This window comes from Flavobacterium sp. B183 (genome assembly GCF_023539155.1).
In the GTDB taxonomy this organism is placed as follows: Bacteria; Bacteroidota; Bacteroidia; order Flavobacteriales; family Flavobacteriaceae; genus Flavobacterium; species Flavobacterium tructae.
Genome location: NZ_CP097434.1, coordinates 1,357,174 through 1,381,968, shown reverse-complemented (window position 1 = coordinate 1,381,968; position 24,795 = coordinate 1,357,174). Strand labels below are relative to the sequence as shown.

At 35.8% G+C, this 24,795-nt stretch carries 16 protein-coding genes and 4 pseudogenes; 13 read left to right on the top strand and 7 right to left on the bottom strand.

The features are described from left to right. Positions 1–30: 30 nt before the first annotated feature. Together mscL and M4I44_RS06170 are read right to left on the bottom strand one after the other, a co-directional pair. Positions 31–447, bottom strand: coding sequence for a large conductance mechanosensitive channel protein MscL (gene mscL / locus M4I44_RS06175; RefSeq protein WP_017494687.1), 417 nt, complete (start codon positions 445–447; stop codon positions 31–33). A gap of 69 nt (positions 448–516) precedes the next feature. After that, positions 517–2,986, bottom strand: a pseudogene (locus M4I44_RS06170) (bifunctional UDP-N-acetylmuramoyl-tripeptide:D-alanyl-D-alanine ligase/alanine racemase). Between the two features lie 203 nt (positions 2,987–3,189). Here M4I44_RS06170 and M4I44_RS06165 point away from each other — a divergent pair. Next, complete coding sequence (locus M4I44_RS06165; RefSeq protein WP_070906052.1) at positions 3,190–3,795, top strand: hypothetical protein; 606 nt, start codon at positions 3,190–3,192, stop codon at positions 3,793–3,795. A 62-nt stretch (positions 3,796–3,857) separates the two neighbouring features. Here the strand turns inward: M4I44_RS06165 and M4I44_RS06160 are convergent, their stop codons facing one another. Beyond that, positions 3,858–4,532 (bottom strand): porin family protein, encoded by a 675-nt coding sequence (locus tag M4I44_RS06160; protein WP_249966828.1) that lies wholly within the window; start codon positions 4,530–4,532, stop codon positions 3,858–3,860. 189 nt (positions 4,533–4,721) lie between these two features. On the opposite strand from M4I44_RS06160, the gene M4I44_RS06155 reads away from it, so the two are divergent. The 4 genes and pseudogenes from M4I44_RS06155 to M4I44_RS06140 all read left to right on the top strand — a co-directional run bounded on the left by M4I44_RS06155 (position 4,722) and on the right by M4I44_RS06140 (position 10,889). Continuing rightward, positions 4,722–5,075 carry a hypothetical protein gene (locus M4I44_RS06155; RefSeq protein WP_017494683.1) on the top strand — a complete coding sequence of 118 codons (354 nt, stop codon included), beginning with the start codon at positions 4,722–4,724 and terminating at the stop codon, positions 5,073–5,075. A 158-nt stretch (positions 5,076–5,233) separates the two neighbouring features. Further along, positions 5,234–7,440 (top strand): annotated as a pseudogene (locus M4I44_RS06150) (TonB-dependent receptor domain-containing protein). Between the two features lie 164 nt (positions 7,441–7,604). After that, a pseudogene (locus tag M4I44_RS06145) lies at positions 7,605–9,702 on the top strand (prolyl oligopeptidase family protein). 194 nt (positions 9,703–9,896) lie between these two features. Further along, positions 9,897–10,889 (top strand): Gfo/Idh/MocA family protein, encoded by a 993-nt coding sequence (locus tag M4I44_RS06140; RefSeq protein ID WP_249966827.1) that lies wholly within the window; start codon positions 9,897–9,899, stop codon positions 10,887–10,889. 289 nt (positions 10,890–11,178) lie between these two features. Here the strand turns inward: M4I44_RS06140 and M4I44_RS06135 are convergent, their stop codons facing one another. The 4 genes and pseudogenes from M4I44_RS06135 to M4I44_RS06120 all read right to left on the bottom strand — a co-directional run bounded on the left by M4I44_RS06135 (position 11,179) and on the right by M4I44_RS06120 (position 18,526). Then, the gene (locus M4I44_RS06135; RefSeq protein ID WP_026109781.1) at positions 11,179–12,147 is read right to left on the bottom strand and encodes an outer membrane beta-barrel protein; all 969 of its coding nucleotides are present in this window, start codon (positions 12,145–12,147) and stop codon (positions 11,179–11,181) included. Between the two features lie 177 nt (positions 12,148–12,324). Further along, positions 12,325–16,852: pseudogene (gene dnaE, locus M4I44_RS06130) on the bottom strand (DNA polymerase III subunit alpha). Positions 16,853–17,018: 166 nt separating this feature from the next. Then, positions 17,019–17,438, bottom strand: a complete 420-nt coding sequence (locus tag M4I44_RS06125) for a DUF417 family protein (RefSeq protein ID WP_017494677.1) — start codon at positions 17,436–17,438, stop codon at positions 17,019–17,021. A 227-nt stretch (positions 17,439–17,665) separates the two neighbouring features. Further along, on the bottom strand, positions 17,666–18,526 hold the full coding sequence (locus M4I44_RS06120) for a LexA family transcriptional regulator (protein WP_249966826.1): 861 nt from the start codon (positions 18,524–18,526) through the stop codon (positions 17,666–17,668). 96 nt (positions 18,527–18,622) lie between these two features. Here M4I44_RS06120 and M4I44_RS06115 point away from each other — a divergent pair, with 96 nt between their 5' ends. The 8 genes from M4I44_RS06115 (at position 18,623) to M4I44_RS22590 (ending at position 24,674) form a co-directional block, all read left to right on the top strand. After that, positions 18,623–18,802 carry a hypothetical protein gene (locus M4I44_RS06115; RefSeq protein WP_249966825.1) on the top strand — a complete coding sequence of 60 codons (180 nt, stop codon included), beginning with the start codon at positions 18,623–18,625 and terminating at the stop codon, positions 18,800–18,802. A gap of 8 nt (positions 18,803–18,810) precedes the next feature. Next, the gene (locus M4I44_RS06110) at positions 18,811–20,979 is read left to right on the top strand and encodes a hypothetical protein (RefSeq protein ID WP_249966824.1); all 2,169 of its coding nucleotides are present in this window, start codon (positions 18,811–18,813) and stop codon (positions 20,977–20,979) included. Positions 20,980–20,990: 11 nt separating this feature from the next. Beyond that, positions 20,991–21,917 carry an AAA family ATPase gene (locus M4I44_RS06105; protein ID WP_249966823.1) on the top strand — a complete coding sequence of 309 codons (927 nt, stop codon included), beginning with the start codon at positions 20,991–20,993 and terminating at the stop codon, positions 21,915–21,917. Continuing rightward, positions 21,914–22,222, top strand: a complete 309-nt coding sequence (locus M4I44_RS06100; RefSeq protein ID WP_249966822.1) for a hypothetical protein — start codon at positions 21,914–21,916, stop codon at positions 22,220–22,222. The genes M4I44_RS06105 and M4I44_RS06100 overlap by 4 nt, the downstream gene beginning before the upstream one ends. 36 nt (positions 22,223–22,258) lie before the next feature. Continuing rightward, entirely contained in the window at positions 22,259–22,906 is a 648-nt protein-coding gene (locus M4I44_RS06095; RefSeq protein ID WP_249966821.1) for a DUF3164 family protein, read from the top strand. Between the two features lie 209 nt (positions 22,907–23,115). After that, positions 23,116–23,751 (top strand): hypothetical protein, encoded by a 636-nt coding sequence (locus M4I44_RS06090; RefSeq protein ID WP_249966820.1) that lies wholly within the window; start codon positions 23,116–23,118, stop codon positions 23,749–23,751. After that, positions 23,741–24,136: a hypothetical protein gene (locus M4I44_RS06085; RefSeq protein WP_249966819.1), complete on the top strand. Its 396-nt coding sequence runs from the start codon at positions 23,741–23,743 to the stop codon at positions 24,134–24,136. The genes M4I44_RS06090 and M4I44_RS06085 overlap by 11 nt, the downstream gene beginning before the upstream one ends. A 277-nt stretch (positions 24,137–24,413) precedes the next feature. Continuing rightward, positions 24,414–24,674 carry a DUF3850 domain-containing protein gene (locus M4I44_RS22590; protein WP_371923041.1) on the top strand — a complete coding sequence of 87 codons (261 nt, stop codon included), beginning with the start codon at positions 24,414–24,416 and terminating at the stop codon, positions 24,672–24,674. Positions 24,675–24,795: the final 121 nt, after the last annotated feature.

Here is a 24,795-nt window from a genome sequence, read left to right as displayed (position 1 = left end):
AACGGTTTAGTTAGACTTAGTGTAGCGGAATTATTTTTTAAGCAAATCTCTAATTTGCGTAAGTAGCTCTTCTTGAGTTGGTCCGGCAGGTGCTGCCTCGACTACTGTTTCTTTTTTCTTCGCTTTATCTGCAGCTCTTAGTACCACAAATACAAAAAATGATATAATTACAAAGTTAATGATTGCCTGAACCAAATTTCCATAGGTAATTACTGCGGCTCCGGCGGCTTTAGCAGCGGCTAAATTTGGATAACTATTACCATCGAGTGTAACAAATTTTTGAGTAAAATCAATTCCTCCCGTAAGTAAACCAACAACTGGCATAATAATATCGTCTACAGCAGAACCCACTATTTTTCCAAATGCGCCACCAATAACAACTGCTGTTGCTAAACTCAACACATCACCTTTCAGCAAAGAAGCTTTAAAATCTGCAAAAAATCCCATAATCGATTATTTTAGTTTATACTTAATTGATTTTCGAAAATACGTAATTTTATTGACAATTTGTTAAAATTATCTAAAAAACACTCTTTTCACCCGCTGTGATATGCTGGTCATAATTTCATACGGTATTGTTTTTAAAGCAGTTGCCATTTCAATAACCGTTGGACTTTCTCCAAAAACAATTACTGAGTCACCTTCTTTACAATCGATATCGGTGACATCAACCATGAGCATGTCCATACAAACACTTCCTAAAATAAATGCTTTTTGATCCTTAATCACCACATACCCTACTTTATTTCCCCACAAACGCGAAATTCCATCTGCATATCCAATAGGTATGGTGGCAACTCTGGTTTGTTTATCTGCCATAAAACGGCGTCCGTAACCAACGCTATCTCCCGCCGGAATTGTTCGTACCTGAGAGATAATTGATTTCAGAGTACCTACATTTTCCAGATATTTTTGCTCAGCAGGATCGTTCGAAACTCCATATAAACCAATTCCTAAACGTACCATATTGTATTGCGCGTCGGGAAAATTACTTATTCCGGAAGTATTCAGTATATGACGAATCGGATTAATATCCAGAGCCGTAATCAATTTTAAGGACAAATCTTCAAACAGACGAATCTGGGATCTCACAAAATCAAAATGCTTCACTTCATCACTTGTTGCCAAATGAGACAGCACACTTTTTACTTTTACGGTCGAATTTCCTCTGAGAGTTTCAATCAGTTCCTCCAGTGTATTTTCTTCAAAGCCCAAACGATGCATTCCCGTATCCAGCTTTATGTGAATTGGAAAATCTTTGAGGTTCTTTTCTCTTGCAATTTTCAAAAATGCTTTTAGTCCTTTGATACTATAAATTTCGGGTTCTAAATGATACTGTATAATTGAAGGAAAGCTGGTCGATTCTGGATTCAGCACCATAATTGGTAATTTTATTCCACCATTTTTAAGAGAGATTCCTTCATCGGCAAAAGCCACCCCCAAATAATCTACTTTGTGATGTTCGAGCAGTTTCGCGATTTCAAGTCCACCGTTTCCATAACCAAATGCTTTCACCATCACCATTAGCTTAACGTTAGCCGCTAATTTCGATTTATAGTAATTCAGATTGTGGCTAATCGAATTCAGATTGATCTCCAGAATCGTTTCATGCGTTTTTTCTTCGAGTAATGACACAATTTCTTCAAACTGAAACGATCTCGCTCCTTTGATTAAAATGGCTTCATTTTCGAAATTCAGACTCTCTATTTGCGTAATAAATTCAGCTGTATTTGGAAAAGTAATACAGTTTGAGAATTTAGCGGCAAAGGAAGAGATCGTTTCTCCTATTCCTATAACACGGTTTATTTTATTATCGGAAATTAACTGTGCTACTTTGGTATACAATTCTTCATTTGAAAATCCGCTTTGAAAAATATCCGACAGAATAACTGTTTTTGATGCATTCTTTTTCTGCTGGCTTTCTAAAAATCCAACGCTATCTTGAGTGACTGAAAGTCTGAACTGTAACTATCGTCAATAATACTGCAATTGTTGATTCCGTTTTTTACCTCCAAACGCATTTGCACGGGTATAAATTTTGAAATCGATTCTGAATGGTTTCGGCATCGTACTTCATGTAAAGCAAAACCAAGAGACAGGAAATCGCATTTTCTATGGAAGCAGAATCACTGAATGGGATTTCCAAATCAAAAATTTCATTTTTATAACGGGCCTGAATACTGGTCGTTTCATCCTCATTAATACGTTTCACGACAAAAACATCTGCCGATTCATTGGTAAAACTCCACGAGAAAAGCACTCTTTCCGGTAAAAAATAGTCCTGATTTAACTTTGCAAGACATTCGTTTACAAGCTTGTTGTTCTGATAAATAATAACGGTCGCATTTTTAAAAAGCAGTAACTTTTCGTCTATTTTTTCTTCCAGATTTTTAAATCCTTCATCATGTGCCGAACCAATGCTGGTTAAAACTCCAATATTAGGTTTGATGATTCTTTCGAGTTTCACCATCTCATTAACCGTAGATATTCCGGCTTCGAAAATTCCCAGATTATGTTTTTCATTAATGGCAATTACAGATAACGGAACGCCAACCTGAGAGTTGTAACTTTTAGGGCTTCGGATAATATTATAGTCCGGACTCAACAAGAAATTAAGCCATTCCTTTACTATTGTTTTACCATTACTTCCGGTCAATCCGATAATGGGAAAATGAAACAAATCTCTGTAATAACCTGCAAATTCCTGTAAAGCCTGTAGTGTATTTTTGACCACCAAAAAACTGGCTTTTCCTTTTACATCTTCAGGAATATGCTGTACTACAAAATTCTGAACTCCTTTTTCTATCAATTCTGCAATATACAAATGAGCATCATTATTAATCCCCGAAAGGGCAATAAACAAAGTTTTGGAACCGTTTTGTAGAGAACGGCTGTCGATCGAAATATGGTCAACAAAAACATCGGAATCTGAACCTGTCCATTCGGCATTGAGAACCGGGATAAGGCTTTTTACATTTATGCTCATTAAGATTTTCTTTTTGTCAAATTTAAAAAAAGGTTTACCATGAATTTCACAAATTTTCACTAATTCTTTGCGGCACTTTTTGCCACAGATTACTAAAAAGTTTGCCGCAAATTGCACGAATTTTAACTCTTGCTAATTCACACGATTCGTAGCAAAAAAACAATATTTGTTTATATTTGCTTAACACCACTAAATACAACGTTTTGAAAAGAATCCTGCCTATATTCTCCTATATCTTTCATCCGATTTTTATATCGATGTACGCCACCTTATTTTATCTTTTCTTCAAACACGATCTCTTTAGTACTCAGGAAAAATATTATGTGCTGCTTCAAATCCTCATCATCACTATTTTAGTACCCATATTGTTTTATCTTTTACTACGTTCGACGGGGCGTGTGAATTCTATTATGATTCACGAAACTTCACAACGCAAAATCCCTCTGATTTTACAGTGTTTTTTGTATATTTTACTGGTAAAACGAAGCATCATCATTAGCCGTTATCCTGAATTGCATTTCTTTTTTCTGGGCGCTTTGTTCAGTACCATTCTGGCTCTGATTTGCTCCCTGTTCAAAATAAAAGCAAGCTTACACATGATGGCCCTTAGCGGATTCACCATTTTTGTGATTGGGCTGAACACACATCTTCAATTGCAAAATCCTTATTGGAGTGCTTTCCTGATTTTAATGACGGGAATTGTCGCTTCATCACGCTTAGAAATGGAAGCCCATTCTCCTAATGAGTTAGTGATTGGAACTTTTATTGGAATTTTACCGCAGTTATTGTTTCTGAATTTGTGGCTATAAAATGTAGAAAATCAATCCCGCATTCAGCGTTCTTACATTAATATTTTGTCCTGAAACCGTTGTTACATTTTAAACAAAGGATTTAGTCCATAATTGAGGTAAAGATTCCAGGTATTATAACCAACAGCCAGATATACGCTGTACTGAAGCTTGTTTATATCAGGATTGTTCGAAATTTTATGAGACTCTTCTCCAGTGTCTAAAAGAGACTTATTAGAAAAAATATAGCTTAGTTTAAATCCTCCGTAAATCCTCCAGAATCTATAACTTTCGTAGGTCGAATTTCTCCAACGAAATTCTATCGGAAGATCAACCATATACTGTTTATATCGGTTTGATTTGATATCATTATAATCAGTTACTTCATAAGTCAACACACCATCTGCACCTTTAGCAATCGTCAGGTTCTGGTTATAATTTTGATAACTCAATCCCAAACCCGTTGCAATGGCAACCGTTCTGCTTTTATTGATTGGCATATCACGCAAAAAACCGGTAGAAAGTCCAACAGAGAATTTATTTTGTTTAAGTCCTTGTGGAACCTGGGTCAGAAGATTATAGGTAACTGAGAAATAAAACTGATCTTCCCGATACAATGAATCTATTTTAACAACAGGTTTCACTTCCGGTTTGACCTCCGGCTTTACTTCCTGAGCAAAAGAATTAAAAAACGATACTAAAAACAAACAGCTAAATAGTAGTCGCATATCGTATTTTGGTTTTAAAGAGTTTTTCAAGTAAACGTTTTTAGGGTAGTTTTATTTCAATTACAAATATAATATAATGCCAGTTCAGGATACCATTTGAATGTAATTATTCGCTTTTCGATCCAAAAAAATGCCTTTTCTAAACTTTTTTCAATGAATCGTTAACAGAATCTAAAAAATAAATCTATTTTTCTTCTATCTTTTATACCTTTGTGTGTGATGAAAAGAAAACAACTCATATTAAGTGTTTCTTTGGTTCTGATGATATTGTTCTCAATATTCTTTCAGTCCATACACAGTTATGAGCATATTGTAAAGCAACTTTCAGAAAAACAATGCCACCACGACTACAATGATCCAAGTGGCGAAATAACGCACCAGCACCATAATTATGACTTATGTTATGTTTGTCATTTTGCTTTTGGCAGTTATATTGTTCCGGAAGAAATTGCGCTTCAGTTTCACCATTTCGATAACGAAATTCCGTACTTCTTTACTCTTTCAGAAAGATTATTTTCGTTTTCAGAGAGCGCCTATTTACTAAGGGGGCCTCCGCAAGCTATGGTTGCCTAAATTTCGTAATACACGAAATAAATTTAAACTCTTTTTAATCTAATTCTAAAAAATTGGTGAATTTCCCCATCCTGAAACTTTCAGGTTCGGCAGGTTGTACCGTTGATTTTAGTTTCAGATTGCAAGACAAATTCAATTAACTATAGCATCATTTTCAAATGAAAAAACTAATATTAGCCCTTATTTTAGGGTTTACGGGCATTCTTTCTGCTCAAAATTCGGTATCGGGAACTGTTATCGATCTTCAAAACAAACCCTTAGCCGGCGTATCTGTTTATGCAGCTGAACTACACAAAGGAACAACAACAGATGAAAACGGAAAATACGATTTTAAGAATCTTCCAAACGGTAGTTTCCGACTTTCTTTTACTCTTATCGGTTATACTACGCAAAGCAAGACCATTTCTAAACTATTAAAAGAAAACACTTTAGACATTACACTTACGGAATCTGTTTTTGAAATGGATGAAGTTGTGGTTTCAACTCCTTTCAACAAATTGCAATCGCAAAACGTAATGAAAGTAGAACATGAAAGCATTAAAACATTACAACAAAAAGGAACTTCAACTTTAATCGAAGGTCTGGCAACTATTCCGGGGGTTTCTCAAATTTCTACGGGAACTTCTATTGGAAAACCGGTTATTAGAGGTTTAAGCGGAAATCGTGTTTTAGTGTACTCGCAAGGAGTTCGTATCGAAAATCAACAATTTGGAGACGAACATGGCCTGGGACTTAATGATGCCGGAATAGAGAGTGTCGAAGTAATCAAAGGGCCTGCTTCTTTATTATACGGATCTGATGCTTTAGGTGGTGTTTTGTATTTTAATCCTGAAAAATTTGCCGACGCAAATACCTTCAAGGCTAATTTTAGTCAAAAATACTTCACCAATACACAGGGAAGTAACTCTTCTATTGGCTTAAAAACTTCAACAGACAACTGGAAATTCTTAGCCAGAGGAAGCTTCAACACTCATTCTGATTATAAAATTGCCGACGGTGATCGTGTAACCAATACCCGCTATAATGAAACCGATTTTAAAACCGGAGTTGGATACAGCAACTCTAGTTTCTCAAGTGTTTTGCGTTACAATTACAACAAGCTCGACATTGGTATTCCCGAAGAAGGAATCGCAGAGCAGTCATCAAGCAAAAATACGATGTTCCCAAGACAAGGAATCTTCAACCATTTATTGAGTTTGAACAATGTGATCTTTTTCAAAACTCTAAACTGGACGTTGATTTAGGCTACATTGCGAATGACAGAAGTGAATTTGAAGACAGTAATGTTGCTGCACTTCATATGAAACTGAATACTTTTAATTACAATGCCAAATATCATTTTCCAAAATTCGGTAAAATTGAAACGATTGTTGGTGTTCAGGGAATGCATCAGACTAATAAAAATTCCGGGGAAGAATATTTAATTCCAAATGCGACTACAAATGATTTTGGTGCTTTTGGAACTGCAAATTACGAATGGAATAATAATGTTTTACAAGCCGGATTACGTTTTGACAATCGAAAAGTAACTTCTGAAGCTCACGGTACCGAAGGTGAAGAAGGTTATTTTCTGCCTTTAGACCGTTCCTTTGAGAGTTTTAATGCTTCTTTGGGATATAAAACCAAACTTGCAGAACCTTTAACACTGAGACTGAATGTAGCAACAGGTTTCAGAGCGCCAAACTTAGCCGAGCTTACTTCAAACGGGGTTCACGAAGGAACGAACCGTTATGAAGTTGGAAATTCTAATTTAAAAAACGAGCAAAACGTTCAAACCGATTTAAACTTAGAATATAAAAACACACACTTTGAGTTTTTCATCAACGGATTTTACAATCATGTGAACAACTACATTTACACTTCACCAACAGGCGAAGTACGTGATAACAACGATGTTTTTGCTTATGTTCAGAATGACGCCAAATTATACGGAGGTGAAGCAGGTTTACACTTCCACCCTCATCCGCTGGACTGGCTGCATTTTGAAACCAGTTTTGAAACGGTAACAGGTAAAAAACAAAACAATGATTACCTGCCTTTAATTCCTGCTAATAACTGGAATAATACTTTACGAACTGAATTCAAAATCAAAAATTGGTTTGAAGAAGGTTATGCTTCTCTAAATGTTTCTTCTACTTTTAGCCAAAATAATGTAAGTGGTTTTGAAACTGCTTCAAAAGGATATACTTTAGTGAATTTAGGTTTTGGTGGAACAGTAAAACTGGGTAAACATGCTTTCGATGTTAACCTAAACGGAAACAATTTATTGGATAAAAAATATATTGCTCACCTGTCAAGATTAAAAACGGACGGTATACCAAACATAGGACGAAATATTGTCCTTGGAGTTAACTTCAATCTGTAACATTTTTAAACCATATACGACATATAGCTAAGATTAGTTAATACCTGACTAAGCAAGCTTGTACGCCTTATATGGTTTAACTTTTTATCATTATTATTTCACAACAAAAATGCTATTTTTGCTACAATCGTTAAACAAAAATTATGAAAAAAACATTTCTTCTAATGGCAATCACAACTGCAGGAATTTCGTTCGGGCAAGGCAAAATTCAGTATCCCCAAACTAAAAAAGGCGAAACGGTTGATGTGTATTTTGACACTAAAGTAAACGACCCGTATCGTTGGCTTGAAGACGATAAGTCGGCTGAAACTGGAGCCTGGGTAAAGGCTCAAAATGAGGTAACTTATGGTTATTTAGACAAAATTCCATTCCGCAATGAACTTAAAAAGCGCATGGAAAAACTATGGAACTATGAAAAGATCAGTGCTCCATTTGTAGAAGGAAAATTTACTTACTATTCTAAAAACAACGGACTTCAGAATCAATCTGTAGTTTATAGAAAAGGGAAAGACGGTAAAGAAGAGGTTTTTCTAGATCCGAATACTTTTTCTAAAGACGGCACGACTTCTCTTGGAGGATTAAACTTCTCTAAAGACGGATCAAAAGCAGCTTATGCTATTTCTGAAGGAGGAAGCGACTGGAGAAAAGTAATCATTATTGATGCTATCACTAAAAAAGTTCTGGAAGACACCATCGTTGATGTAAAATTCAGCGGAGTTTCATGGCATGGAAATACCGGTTTTTATTACTCCAGTTATGATAAGCCAAAAGGAAGTGAACTATCTGCAAAACCGATCAGCATAAATTGTATTTCCACAAACTGGGAACTTCTCAAAAAGAAGACAAAGTTATCTACGGAGCTGATCAAAAACGCAGATATATTGGCGGATATGTTACAGAAGACGACAAATATCTGGTAATTTCTGCAGCCAATTCTACTTACGGAAATGAGTTGTTCATCAAAGATTTAACGAAACCTAATAGTCCGATTGTAACGATTGTAGACAATTTCAACAGCAGCAATCAGATTATCGAGAATGAAGGAACTAAATTATTTATCGATACAGACTTAAATGCACCAAACTCACGTGTAGTTACTGTTGATATCAGCAATCCAAAACCGGAAAACTGGAAAGATTTTATCAAAGAAACTAAGGACATCCTATCCCCTACAACCGGTGGAGGATTCTTCTTTGCCAATTATACCAAAGATGCAGTTTCATTTATACAACAATACGATTACAGCGGAAAACTAATCCGTGAAATCAAACTTCCTGCAGTAGGTAGTGCCGGTGGATTTGGAGCCAAAAAAGGGGATAAAACATTATATTACAGCTTTACCAATTATACGACTCCCGGAACGATCTATTCATTTGAACCAAAATCAGGTAAATCTGAAATCTACCAAAAACCAAAAGTTGATTTTAAAAGCGAAGATTACGAATCAAAACAAGTATTCTACACTTCAAAAGACGGAACAAAAATTCCGATGATCATCACTTATAAAAAAGGATTAAAATTAGACGGTAAAAACCCAACTATTCTTTATGGATACGGCGGATTCAACGTTAGCCTAACTCCTAGTTTCAGTATTGCAAATGCCGTTTGGTTAGAAAACGGAGGCGTTTATGCTGTTGCCAATTTAAGAGGTGGTGGTGAATACGGTAAAAAATGGCACGATGCCGGAACTAAATTGCAAAAACAAAATGTATTTGACGATTTTATTGCGGCTGGCGAATATTTAATTGCACAAAAATATACTTCTTCAGACTTCCTTGCTATTCGCGGAGGTTCTAACGGAGGTTTATTAGTGGTGCGACTATGACACAGCGTCCTGACTTAATGAAAGTTGCTTTACCAGCTGTTGGTGTAATGGACATGTTACGTTACCATACTTTTACTGCCGGTGCAGGTTGGGCTTACGATTACGGAACTGCACAGGATAACAAAGAAATGTTTGAATACCTAAAAGGATACTCACCAGTACAAAACGTAAAAAAAGACGTTAAGTACCCTGCAACTATGGTAACTACCGGTGATCATGATGACCGTGTGGTTCCTGCACACAGTTTTAAATTTGCTGCTGAGCTGCAAGAGAAACAAACAGGAGAAAATCCGGTATTAATTCGTATTGATGTAAAAGCAGGTCACGGTGCAGGAAAATCTGTTGCCGCAACTATCCAGGAGAATGTAGATGTTCAAGCGTTTACACTTTACAATATGGGCTTTAAAGCTTTACCAAAAAGTAATACTTTAAGCTAAATTTTTTAGCCACGAATTCACGAATTATTTTGTGAGTTCGTGGCTTTATTTTTTGCCACAGATTAAAAAGATTAATATGATTTTTAATCTGTGAGAATCATATAAATCTGTGGCTAACTTTTATAAATCTGCATGAAAAATAATTCGTGAATTCGTGGCAAACTTTCTAAATTTGAAAAACTAAAATCTAAAACATGAAAATTGTAAAATGGGGAATTATAGGTTGCGGAAATGTAACGGAAGTTAAAAGCGGTCCTGCTTTTCAGAAAGCTTCAAATTCAGCTTTAGTTGCTGTTATGAGAAGGGATGCAGCTCTTGCCGAAGATTATGCCAAACGTCATAATGTTCCGAAATGGTACTCCAACGCCATCGATTTAATTAATGATCCTGAAGTTGATGCCGTTTATATTGCTACACCTCCATCTTCTCATAAAGAATACACTATTTTATGTGCCAAAGCCGGGAAACCTGTCTACGTAGAGAAACCAATGGCTTTAAATTTTGAAGAATGCAACGAAATGATCAGCGTTTGTAAAGAACACAATGTGCCTTTATTTGTTGCTTATTACAGAAGAAGCCTTCCAAGATTCCTGAAGATAAAAGAACTAATAGAACAAGGTAAAATAGGAACTGTCAGACATGTAAATTGTGTTTTATACCATCCGTTTGAGAAGCGTTACGACGACGAAATCAATTTGCCCTGGACGGTTTTACCACACTTTTCCGGTGGCGGAATATTTGTCGATTTGGCTTGTCACACCTTAGATTTTCTTGATTTTGCATTTGGTCCGATTAAATCAGTCCGCGGGCATGCGAGTTCACAGCTCAAAGCCTATCCGGCAGAAGATTCGGTTTCGATGTCATTTTTATTCGAAAACGGAATCCACGGAACCGGTTTATGGAATTTTGCCAGTTTTGAGCGTTACGACAATACCGATATTGTAGGCGACAAAGGTAAAATTTCGTTCTCTACTTTTGGGAATGATCCAATTCATATTCAATATGCAAATGGTGAAAAAGAAAGCATTACGATCGAAAATCCGCTTCACATTCAATTACCACTTGTTGAAACTGTTGTTGCTGAAATTTTAGGCAAGGACGATTTCTCACCATCAAAAGGAACCTCTGCTGCGAGAACAACCTGGGTTATCGATGAAGTTTTGAAAGAATTTAGAAACTCTAGATAAAGAGCAAGCCCATTTTGTTTCACGCAGATCCTGCAGATTTTGCAGATTTTTTCCTGCGATCATTAGTCTTGACCTCAATATTGTCATTTCGACTGAAAGGAGACTCGAGCGATAGCGAACAGGCGAAGCTAATCACATTAGCAGATCGACAAAGATTGGCGACTTTCAACGCGGAGTTTCTTTGCGGAATTGTTTGTGCGATCTCCTTTCAGTCGAAATGACAGGGAACAAAAAAAGAGGATATTCATTTCGAATATCCTCTTTTTCTAAAAACTAAAACTATATAAAATTATAAGCTGTATTTAAGACCTAAAGTCAATCCTAAACCTGAAATTCCAACATAAGAACTTAATTCGTTCATTGGTTTAGTAGAATCGTACCCTGATGGATTATACTCCTTATTATTAGAGTTTCCGTCTAAACGATCTACATATTTAGTATGAGTTGCAGAATATGAAGCAGCTCTGAAAGCAGTTGTTTCATTTAATTTATCTACACCATTTTCAGTATATATTGTAGTTTCTTTAGTCTTTCCGTGTACTGTAAAGTTACGGTATTCCAATTCTGCGAAAGCAGAAATATGTTTCCCTAATTTATAAGAGGTACCTAAAGATGCCATAAATCCGATTGTTGGATTTGGTTTAACTACATCTTTTGAGAAAGCATTTGTTGAAGCAACTTGATTGGCTCCTACAAACGTCGTATACTGTCTATCCGTTTTAATATCCAATGTACCATGAACAGGAACAATAACTCCTACTTTAGTGTATGGTTCAAAACCATGAGCTTCTCCTAAAAACATCACGATTGCTGGTGCTAAATCAAAAGCTTTAATTTCTCCATTCGCTGTAAAACTTACATAAGTAGCTGCCGGACTAGTAGCTGGATTATATGAAATAAGTCTGTTAGTCGTTTGTGACATGGTTTTTTCATTACTTACATAGTAGTTAGCTGACATCTCAACTCCTAAACGTGCTGAGAATCTATAACCTGCAGTAATTCCACTTCTGAAACCTTGTCCAAAAGACCCAGTAACACTTTCTCTAGATGCCAATTTATTATTTGCTAAAGTACCTGCATAAACATCTCTGTTTGGCAATTGACCTCCAACGACAGGAAATTCTGTAGAAGCAGTTTGGTTGAAGTAAGACGCACCCAATTTAAAATACCAGCTTTCCGGTTTATCTGCTTTTTCTGTTTGCGCCATTGTGGCCATAGAGCAAACTAATAACCCTAATAAAAATAGGTTCTTTTTCATAATTTTGATTTAATTAATTTTTACAAACATAGATTATTTTAACATAATCTTCTGGTTTGCGTTGTTAGACTTGGAACGAAATCGTTGTAATTTTGAGCAATATTACTAAAAAACTATTATGCATGCATAATTTTAACGTAAAAAAAATACATTCTTTTAAATTTTAACTGTTAAAATCTAATTTAACTTAAAATTCACCTGCATTTTTTCCAATTCTATCAATAGCTCTGTTGAGATTTTTATTTTTAACCTGCGGCTTGGCATCGTTAATTTGTTTACCACCTTAATTTCCTCAACTTCATTTACTTCCTGAATCTTTGTTTCCTCTATTCCATCATCTTCCCTGTCATTTTCTTCTTCAAAAGTAGATTCTTCAAAATCTTTTGGCGTTTCTACCTCAACCAATCTCTTTACTTTTTCCAATTCCATGATCTCAAAAGTCACTGAATTGTCTCCTTTATTCTCACTAAACAAATGGCTTAACCTATGAATAAAATCTGTCTGAAGGTCTTTTATGTTTAACAGCAAAATCAGCTTTTTGGCAAAAGCTTCCAAGATATCCTGCAATTGCCTGATTTCAACAAATTGCATTCTTGGATCCGATTTCTTACCGGTGTCATGATTTACCCAACCGTCTTTTATCAATATTTTGATGAATGCAAAATTATTCTGAATTAAGAAATGGCGGAATTTTAAATACTCTTCCCCAAAAATCTTGAACTCATAACTTTCATCATACCCCTCTAAGTTAAAAACTGCCCAGCCTTTTCCGTTTTTAGCCACACGATGCTGAACATTGTTTATGATTCCGGCAAAATTCAGATTTTTACCCACAAACTCGTTCATACTTTTCAAGGATTCCAATTTGTTATTGCAGAAATATTTCATCTCAAATCTGAAATCGTCCAAAGGATGTCCTGAAATATAGATTCCAACTACTTCTTTTTCCTTCGCCAGTTTTTCCATGGTACTCCAGTCTTCACAAGGAGGTACGACAGGTTCAGCAATCTGTACTTCGCTGGTTTCTCCGAACAAACTTACCTGTGAGGAGTTTTCATTTTCCTGAAACTTCGATCCGTAACGCATCGCTTTTTCGTAGAATGTAATTCCATCTCCCTCATCGTGGAAATATTGTGCTCTGGTTGTTCCTTCAAAAGAATCAAACCCCCTGCTAATGCTAAATTTTCAATCGCTTTTTTGTTAGCGGCACGCAAATCAATTCGCTTGGCCAAGTCAAAAATCGATTTATATCTTCCGTCTTTTCTATTTTCTACAATTGTCTCTACGGCTCCGGAACCTACTCCTTTGATTGCTCCCATTCCAAAACGAACGGCATAATCATCATTAACAGTAAATTTATAGTACGATTCATTTACATCCGGCCCCAAAACCTGTAAGCCCATACGTTTACACTCTTCCATAAAGAAGGAAACCTGTTTGATATCGTTCATGTTATTTGAAAGTACAGCGGCCATATACTCTGCCGGATAATGTGCTTTTAAGTAGGCTGTTTGATAAGCAATCCAGGCATAACAAGTCGAGTGTGATTTGTTGAAGGCGTAACTCGCAAAGGCTTCCCAGTCTTTCCAGATTTTCTCCAAAACTTTTGCATCATGACCTTTTTGCGCTGCTTGTTCCACAAACTTCGGCTTCATTTTATCCAGTACGTCTTTTTGTTTCTTACCCATCGCTTTACGCAAAACGTCGGCCTCACCCTTTGTAAATCCTGCCAAAGACTGAGACAAAAGCATTACCTGCTCCTGATAAACTGTAATTCCGTAGGTTTCTGATAAATATTCGGCACAGGCATCCAAATCGTATTTGATTTCCTCGTCACCGTTTTTTCTTCGAACGAAAGACGGAATATACTCTAAAGGTCCCGGACGATACAATGCGTTCATGGCAATTAAATCTCCAAAAACCGTTGGCTTTAGATCTTTCATATATTTCTGCATCCCGGGCGACTCGTATTGGAAGATTCCAACCGTTTCACCTCTTTGGAAAAGCGCATACGTTTCTTCGTCATCAATCGGAAAAGTATCAGGATCCAGATCAATGTTCGTTCTGTATTTTACCAGTTTTACGGTATCTTTTATCAGTGTAAGGGTCTTCAGACCCAAGAAGTCCATTTTCAGCAATCCGGCACTTTCTGCAACCGAGTTATCAAACTGAGTTACATATAAATCCGAATCTTTTGCGGTGGTAACAGGAACATAATTCGTAATATCCGAAGGTGTAATGATTACCCCACAGGCGTGAATACCGGTGTTACGCATCGATCCTTCAAGGATTTTTGCCTGCTGAATGGTTTCTCCCGCCAAATCATCTTCATTGGCAATAGCGATTAACTCTTTTACATTATCAAATTCGTCCGAACGAAGTGCTTTTTTGACCTCATCTTCACTCTCAGAAATAAAACGTGCCAAATTCCATTTTGACGGCATCATTCCCGGAATCAGTTTTGCAATTCTATCGGCTTCAAATAATGGTAAATCCAGTACACGCGCCGTATCACGAATTGCCGATTTGGTTGCCATTTTACCATACGTGATAATCTGTGCCACCTGTTTTTGACCGTATTTGTTGATTACATAATCCATTACACGTCCACGCCCCTCGTCATCAAAGTCGATATCAATATCGGGCATCGATACACGGTCAGGATTTAGGAAACGCTCAAAAAGTAAATCGTATTTAATGGGGTCAATGTTCGTAATTCCGAGACAATACGCAACGGCTGAACCCGCTGCAGATCCACGGCCGGGACCTACCGATACGTCCATTTTTCTAGCCTCGGCAATGAAATCCTGTACGATCAAAAAGTAACCCGGATATCCTGAATTTGAAATCGTTAATAATTCAAAATCCAAACGCTCCTGAATCGATTCGGTTATTACGCCATATCTTCTTTCGGCTCCTCGCATTGTAAGGTCTCGCAAGTAAGCATTTTCACCACGAACACCATTATCCTTTTCATCTTCCGGATCAACAAATTCTTCTGGAATATCAAATTTTGGAAGCAATACATCACGATAAAGCGAATATCCTTCAACCTTATCAATAATTTCCTGAATATTGATAATGGCTTCCGGTAAATCGGCAAAGAGTTTTTTCATCTCCTCTTGCGACTTGAAATAATATTCCTGATTTGGAAGTCCGTAGCGGTAACCTCGCCCACGACCAATTGGTGTTGCCTGCTTTTCACCGTCTTTTACACACAATAGAATGTCGTGTGCATTGGCGTCTTCTTTATTTAAATAATAAGTATTGTTAGTAGCGATTAACTTTACATCGTGTTTTTTAGAAAACTCAATCAGCGTTTTGTTGACACGATTCTCATCTTCCTGATTGTGGCGCATTACTTCCAGATAGAAATCTTCACCAAATTGTCCTTTCCACCAAATCAAAGCTTCTTCAGCTTGATTTTCACCAATGTTCAGAATTTTACTCGGAATTTCTCCGTATAAATTCCCGGACAAAACCATGATATCACCTTTATATTGCTCTACAATGGCACGGTCAATTCTCGGAACATAATAAAAACCTTCCGTATAGGCAATCGAAGCCATTTTGGCCAAATTGTGATAACCTGCTTTATTTTTAGCCAGTAAAACAACTTGGTAACCATTATCTTTTTTGCTTTTGTCTAAGTGATTTTCACAGATATTAAATTCACAGCCTACAATTGGTTTTACTTCGGTTTCAGTCGGTTCTTCTCCAGCTTCAACCAAGGCTTTATTTTTCCTGAAGCTGCTTTATTATGGTTCATAACGGCGCTCACAAAATGGAAAGCCCCCATCATGTTTCCGGTATCCGTCATAGCCACGGACGGCATTCCGTTTTTGGCTGCAGCCGAAACAATATTTCCAATTCCGATAGTAGATTGAAGTACCGAAAACTGTGTATGATTGTGCAAATGCGCATATTTTGCTGCTTTAAAATCTTCTCTGTCTGAATGCGAAATGGTAGGTTCTTGTCCAACAGACTCTAAAGCCTTTAACTGCTCTCTAATCTTGTCAGAAGCAGCCTTTAAATTGATGTGTTTTAATCCGATTAATGGAAACTCCTGTGGATTTCTACTTTGGAATTCCTTAAAATAATCCTTTGGAACATCCAATTCTTCTTTGGTAAAAACCTCTCTTCTGATTAACTCCAGAAAACAACGCGTAGTTGCCTCAACGTCGGCAGTTGCGTTGTGGGCTTCTGCAAAAGGTTTATTAAAAAGATATTCGTGTAATTCTGTTAACGTTGGCAATTTGAATCTTCCTCCACGTCCACCCGGAAGCTTTAACAACGAAGCGGTAACTTCTGTACAAGTATCCAAAACCGGCATCGAACTCATAGGAGAGTCCACTCCCATTCTATGGAATTCAGCCCCCATAATATTGACGTCGAAACCTAAGTTCTGACCCACAATAAATTTGGTTTTACTTAAAGCGATATTGAATTTCTCCAAAACCTCGGCCAGCGTGATTCCATCGGCTTCAGCTAATTCTGTCGAAATTCCGTGAATACGCTCGGCATCGTACGGAATATTAAATCCGTCAGGCTTAACCAGATAATCCTGATGCTCTATGAGCTGCCCCATTTCGTCATGGAGCTGCCATGCGATCTGAATACAGCGAGGCCAGTTATCAGAATCGGTTATCGGAGCATCCCATCGTTTTGGTAATCCGGTGGTTTCGGTATCGAATATTAAGTACATAGGTATAAAAAGACAAATTTAAAATTCCAAATTCTACGTTCCGCATCACATAAACAACTGATTATATGAATCATAAGAAAAGTTGAGATACAAAATTGAGGAAGTTCAAATTTAGTCTTTTTTTAGAGAAAGAATGCAGGTTTTTATCAACACCGCTCAATATTTTTTATTCTTTACCATTCACAAAAACCATCAGTGAAATTGCCAAATACGGAATGTCCTTTAAAATAAAAAAATCGGTTACAGGAAATCCTTCCACCATTTTAAAAACACCCGGAGTGGTCGCCAGAAAACTCAATGTTGTCACAAATATAACCGCTGATGCAAAGCCCGCATAAAAACCAATTCTTCTTAAAAACAAAGAAGCCAGTAAACCAATCCCCGTTAACACTTCAAAAATCCCAATAAGATTTGAAACCTGCTGAACCGACATTACTTTATACATCCAGCCCATAGCAAAATGATTTTCGACCAATTCTTTTATTGCTCCGGCTTCCACTGCTGTAAACTTAAAAAGTCCTACCCAAAGCAAAATAATTACAGTTCCCAAAACTCCCAGTTTGTACGCAAATTCATTTAAATTCATAACATTATTTTTAAAATTAGATTGTTCAAAATTAGCACTAGCGTTTAAAAGCAAATGTCAGATACCCGTCATTATCCGTCAATTTCTCCACAAGCAATCCTCTACTTTATTAGGGGCTAAACCAAATATATACTATAAATAAAGGCTTTAATACTAAAAAAGGTTTAAAAAGGTTTAATTTCACTTTAATAAAAAAGGTCGAAAATTAAACGAAGGCAAAAAAGGGTTTAATTTTTGCCTTTTAAAAGGGATTTAATATGGTCGATTTCTGCTTCTAAATCACCAACACGATCGTATAATACTGCAGGGTCAGGTAAATCAAACGAGAGGTGCATTTTTACTGCCCAGACTTCTTTTATTTGGTATGTTTCGAGAACCATATTCGGGTAATCCTTTCTATTGTCCGATTTCAAATATAAATTATCATATTTTTTTAATCGGTTCAATACTCGCTTTATTAATATACCATCATTACTGACAACCACATATATACGGTTGTCTTTTATATCTTTATTCCAATTTTCTACCCATTCAGCAACTACGTAACAGGCATCACTTAGTGTCGGAAACATAGAATGTCCTGAAACTTGAAACATTCTAAATGTACCATTATTAATATTAGGTAAACTAAACGTTGGTAAAGTCTCAACGAAGTCAGGATCACCAAAACCAACCAAATAACCTGCAGCTGCTTTTGCAGGAACTAAAACAACATTATCTTTTCCTGATCTATCAACAGTAACTACTGCTGGCATCCTACCTAACTTGTCCGAATTTACTAAAAGTGGTACATTTTCTTTATTTTTCGTTTCATTCGAAAATGTGACAGTTTTTGTGACATTTTCAGACTGTGACAATTCTTTTACATTTCGTTTTGTAATTGTCCCTTTTCCTGTCAACAAAAAATTACCATCAACATTGACGCATTTTGCATACAAAAGATCAATGTCAAATGTGTTTCGAGTGTGCCAAGATGACAAGGTTTGTCGCTTAATTCCTAAAAAATCAGCAAAATCACTATCGGTATCAAAACCGTAATGTGCTTTTAAGTCGTTTAAAATAAGGCTTTTGTTAATTTCTGTACTCATATTGCGTAAAATATGTACTCATTTTGTTGCTTTTGTATGCAAATTGCTTACATTTGTATCACTCTAACGATACAAAGGTATATAAATTTTTAAGATATGAGCATATTAATCACACAAGCAAGGAAATTTAAAACATGGGAACTGCTTCATAGTATGACTGGTAGTAGCAAAGTTTATTGTAAAAAGGTTGTTATAAACGAAAGAAATCAAAAGTCTGCAGCTGCAAAATTAATCATGGAAAAGTTCGCAGAACTTGAAAAAATCTTAATCAACTAGTCAACAAAATGCAATTATTACCTAACGACATACTAATTCGTAACTATAAAGACGGGGAAACTATCTGGTTGTCTCAACGTCTTATACTACAAGTATGTCAGGTAACGGAAGAATATTTAAGAACCCGTGCAAGAGCATTGTTTAAAAAGTCAATTCAAAAAGGTTACAAATACGGTGACTTTTTACCAAATACTGGTAGTTCATGGCGTTGGGGCAAAGTAAACGGAACATTTTATTATGATTTCGACTCTCTGCCTGATAGAAAACCAACTTACTATCGTTCAACATTTGGCGCAAAGCATGAGCTTCTACAAGCGTATGAAGCTCTGCAAGGTGCCGAAAAATCGAACAAACAAAATCACTTAAAAAGCAACATTGAATTACAAGTAAACTCATTAGTTGATAATACTGATATAACATACTACATGTATAGTGCAATGGTTGGTTTTAGTCAAAAACAAGCTGAGCAAATGGCAACTGGTAGAGCTTGGTGTTTGTGGATTTTAAAGCAACTATATAATGATAATTTCAAACAATTAGGAATTAATAAAAAGCAGGATTTCTACCAAATGTGTACTGATATGTTAGCACCGTTGGAACTTGAAGGCTTTAGAATTAATTCAGCAGCTTATTTAAGAAACAAAATTAATGAATTTCCATTGTCAGGGACGTTAAAAGATCAGTTGAACTTTTTTATCTCAGGCAAATATGGAAATGATAACGCCCAAATTGTTGGTAAATACCCATTAGTTGACGAAACAACAGGTCAAATTTATCAGTTCGATATTCATCAGGCAATGATGTTTCATTTATACATGAATCCGGGAGGCTCAACAAAAGAATATATCCGCACATTATGGGAACGTGACTACATCGAAGATGTTAAGGAATTTGATTTACAACCTGTTGCTTACCGCACATTTTGCCATCACTTAACAAGATTTAACAAACAGATACAAACTTCACGTGCAAGACATGGTGAAGATTATTATAAAAAACATGTACAGACGTATGTGACAACAGAACGTTTACAATTTGCACATTCATTATTTGCAGGCGATGGTTCGGGAACTATCAATTATAAATACAGAAAAGCAAATGGCAAATGGTCAACAATGAAACTTTATGTAATTCTTATTACTGATGTTTCTAGCCGTTTTATTGCAGGATGGTCTGCATCTCCATGTGGTTCTCACAAGGAAACTGAAGTAATGACAAAGGAAGCTGTAAAAATGGCTATCGAAAAAGGAGGAAATCAAACAATGTTTGAATTTGTATCAGATAATCACGGTGCATTTACCTCTAAAGAAAGCAAATCATTTTTAAATCTTGCTTTCAACAAAGTGAGAACAATTGAATCGGGTAACTCACAAGCTAACCCTGCCGAAACTCAATTCAGATTGTTTAAACGAAGTTTAAAAGACATTAAAAACTTTCTTTCTACATCTTGGGGAACAGGCATTGAAGGACAGGCAAATCCTGATCATTTAGATATTGATGAACTGCCTACTTATCAAGATGCATTAATCCAAATGAATGATTTAATTAACCGTTGGAACAATGCAAAGTTACGTGACGGTGTATCACCGGCAGAACGTTTCACAATTAAGCATCCTAAATGTTCTCCTTTAGAGCCTGTTGTAATGCGATACTTGTTTGCAAAACACACGAAAGTAGATGTTAGCTACATGAGAGGTTATGTGAATGTATATCGCTCAAAAGGATATGCTAATGAGCAGTTCCAATTTGAAATACCACAGTTTGGTGGCGCAGGAACTGAAATGATCGCGAAAGCAGTAGGTTACACAACCGGAGCTGAGGTAAAAGTGGTTTGGGATGAAGATTTTGCAGACTTATATACACTTGATGAAAAGTTTATAATGACTTGTCCTCGTTCTGTTGGAGCTTCCCAGTCTCATGCTGAGACTGACGACCAAAAATCTAATGCTTTAGGTCACTTAAAAGGTAGAAAATCAAAACAAACTGAATTAATCGATGAATTTGAGGCTTCATTAAATGAAGTGATCAACGATTTAGGTTACAGTCACGCTATAGCTTTTGGCGGAAACAAAGAAAATTACAATGAAAATCAGATAAATAAAGAGAATAATAACCTTAAAAACACGACCAAACAGAGAGTAAATAGAGACTTTAATCACTCTGAGTGGTCGGCCTAAATCTTACAAGTATGGCAAAGTTAACACAAATTCAGAAATTACAGCAAATCCCTTCAGCAATCGAAGCGTATTTACAGGAAAACACAACAACTCAAGTTGCTTTAGCAAAATTAGCAGGCATTGATAAAGCTTATGTTAATCAAATTGTAAAAGGAAATGAGACAATTGGTAAAGCAAAAATTGCTGACAGATACTATGAAGCTATTGCTCTAGCGATAGGTTTAAAATTGGAGAAAACTTATTGGCAACACTTCAACACATTCAATTTCAAACAATCAATCCTAACATTTGAAAATGCACGTGAAAAGAAAATTAGATTAGGTGTTGATGGTGATACAGGTTTAGGGAAAAGTTATGCTGCTTCAATGTACAAAAGAAAGTATCCTACACAAGTGTTCCTTGTAAAGTGTTCAGGTATCGAAAATTCAAAAGAATTTGCAATCAATTTAGCTAATGAAGTTGGTGTAGTTACTACAGGAACAAAAGGAGCTATCATCAAAAGAGTTTGCGAAAAGATTAAAAATTTAGGTAATAATCCTTTGCTAATCATTGACGAATTTGAAAACTCTAAATCTGGAAACATTCCAACAGTTAAAACAATTGCTGACGAGTTAGAAGGACATGCGGCAGTTATTGTAATTGGGATAGATGTTCAAAAAATGCTTCTAAAAGGCGCTGAACGTCGTAAGAACGGTTTTGTGCAAACGAATCGTCGCTGGTCTTTCGGATGGACAAACTTAGACCCATCCATAAGCGAAGATATAATCGCAATATGCCAAGAATTAGGAATTACAAACAAACCTGCCCAAAATTGGCTTAATGCACGTGTTAAAGATTTCGACAGTTTAAGAAATATCTGTACAACTGCTTTAGAAGAGGCAGAAAAAGAAAATCAAGAAGTAAATATCTCACTATTAAACGAACTATTTCCATTATGATGACATTCTATACCTCAAGCAACCTTTTAATCATTAAAGATGATTTAAGCAAGATCGTAAAAGCCTATAGCGGTGCAATTGCAAAAATGATTTGGCAAGACGAAACGAATAATAAACAAACTCCAAAACTTCAAACTATGACAGTATCAAAGCAATGGTTAGAAAACAAAATTAAAGATTTGAATGACTGGCTTTTTGACAATGAAAAACACTCAGATTTTGCACTAAACAGACATAGACGAGATTACTATGTGCGAAAGATAATTGATTTAGAAGAAAGGAAATTAACAAGCATTGAAGTTTAAAAATTAAGATAAGTACAACAATAAATAATTAAGATCATGCAGACAACACCCGTAACAATTCCAATAAATAACCTCTCAGCTGATCAATTAAGAGAGCTTTTAAAAAACAAAGAAACAGAGGAAAAGCAACAAAAGGAAAAGATCAAAAAAGAGTATTTAAACGACAAAGAAACCTTTTTAAACGAGGTTTTAAACAGGTTTAAAGACGCGAAGGACATTCTCGAAACCTTGAAAAAGGAAACAATTATAAACTCTGAAATGTTCAATACTCAGAAATACAGTGTAGAAGGCAAATCAGTTAAAGAAGCAAAGAGTTTTGAACTTAAAAATGACAATGTAAAGATTGTTGTCGAATCACAAGACCGTCTTTCTTTCAACGATCAGGCTGTAGTTCATATAACTGCTATTAAAGACATTTTTAGAGAGAAATTCGAGAATAGGAATAAAGGCTTTTATAACCTTTTAGATGGTATTCTAATGAAAAACTCGAAAGGCGATTATGATGCCAAATTACTGACTAAAGCAAGACGTCAGGTTAAGGATTTAGGTGACGAATCTTTGATTGAGGAATTTGACAAATTGAACGATTGTCTTGTGGTCACTGGCTCTGCGAAGTATGTTAGAGTTTATACAAGGGAAGATAACAGATGGAAAGATGTTTCACTTAATTTTTCAAGTTTATGATAAAATAGATAATAACAATGGTACTTGGGAATGTTGGATAAGTGGTAGAATCTTCGAGTGGAATGATAATTTAGAAGTACTACTGAGAAAACTTGCAAGCCAAGGCAAAGAAATAGAAGAAGAATTAACCGAATAGGTTGGCAAATCCCGATAGGCAGGCACTTACGTTCGAGTCGTAAGCGGGAGCGAAAAATGAAAAATTAGTAAATATGAAAGCAATCGGAATAACGCAGTTTATGGAAAAGTCCTTTGATGTTTATGATATTGAAGATCGATGGTTAGACAGTTTTGGGCAAATTGAAAAGAATTTCAAAATGTCAATTACTGGCGACTCGGGTAATGGTAAAACAGAACTTGTGATTCAATTCATTAAAGAGTTAGCCTTACATTTTAAAGCAAAAGTTGATTATTACTCTTATGAGCAAGGTCATTCAAAATCATTACAAAGTGCAATTAAGCGCAACAACATGGAAGATGTTAAAGGAAAGGTAATGTTTGTTACAGGTGGAGCTTTTGATGAACTTATGACAAGGCTTAAACGTAGAGCATCAGCAAAAATCATTGTAATTGATAGTCAGGATTATTCAGAATTGACTACAAAACAATATAAAGAGCTTGAGAAAACGTTCCCTAAAAAAGCAATTATTGTGGTGAGTTGGGCAAAAAATGACAAACCAAAAAATCAAGCAGCAAGAGACATCGAATATATGACTGATATTAAAGTTGTAGTTAAAAACTTTAAAGCATACCCAAGAAGTCGATTTGGAGGAAATAAGCCCTTTGTTATTTGGGATAAGAAGGATGATCAGCCAGTTCAACAAACACTTTTTAAAAATGGGAACTAAAAAGCACAAACTCGATAACTTTTCAGATTCTGACAGTGCAGTAAACGCCTATTTCAATAGACAGAACGGCATTGAGCCAATTAAAAATGATGATCAATCACAGTCAGCAGAAATGGAACTGATCATGAAACGTAAACGCAGTGTAATCTTAACCCTTGCAACGTCTACAGGTATAAAAGAAGCTGATAGTTGGACGAAATTTAATAATTGGATGCTAAACTCGTCTATCTTAAAAAAAGAGCTATACGCGTATAATTATGAAGAATTAGACGATCTGACAAAGCAATTTAGAGGATTAAAAGCGAACTACAAAAGTAGTGCTGAAAAAACGGGAACAAAGGCGTGGCATCACGCAACAGGTATTCCCAAACCATCTACGAATTAAAAAAAAGAGCCTGAAATAATACTATCTCAAGCCCACTCTCGCAAAGTGCTCCAAAGATAGTATTAAATGGCTTATAATCGAGAAAATTTTTAAGAAAAGTATTGAAAGTACAGGAAATTGCTTTGCTACATAGCAGACAAGGCTTGTTTTTCAAAGAAATCTACTATTTACATATAGAGAATCAATTCAACATTTGTAAGCGAACATATGATAGTTATCTCGCTATAAACGCACGAAAGCAGTTGAAAGATATACAGCAAAAAAAACATAGTAATCAATTAAATCTTTTTTAAATGAATCACGAATTAAAAATTCATCCCGAACATTACATGAATGTAATTTTGGGATTAAAAAAGTTGAAGTTCGAAAGAATGACAGGAATTTTCAAGAGAGAGATATATTAATTCTCAATGAATATAACCCGAAAACAGAAAGATATACGGGCAATCAAATTAAAAGAAAAGTGGATTTTGTGGTTAAAAATGTCGACGGTTTAGACCCTGAATATGTAGTATTACAAATCTCAAAACTTTTATAAAATGGACTGCAACATCAAAATATCATTTATACAATTAACGTATATAAATGATTGTTTTTCCGAAATGGAAAAACCTATAGTGAGAGATCGAGCTTCAAGAATTTCATATAACATTCTAATC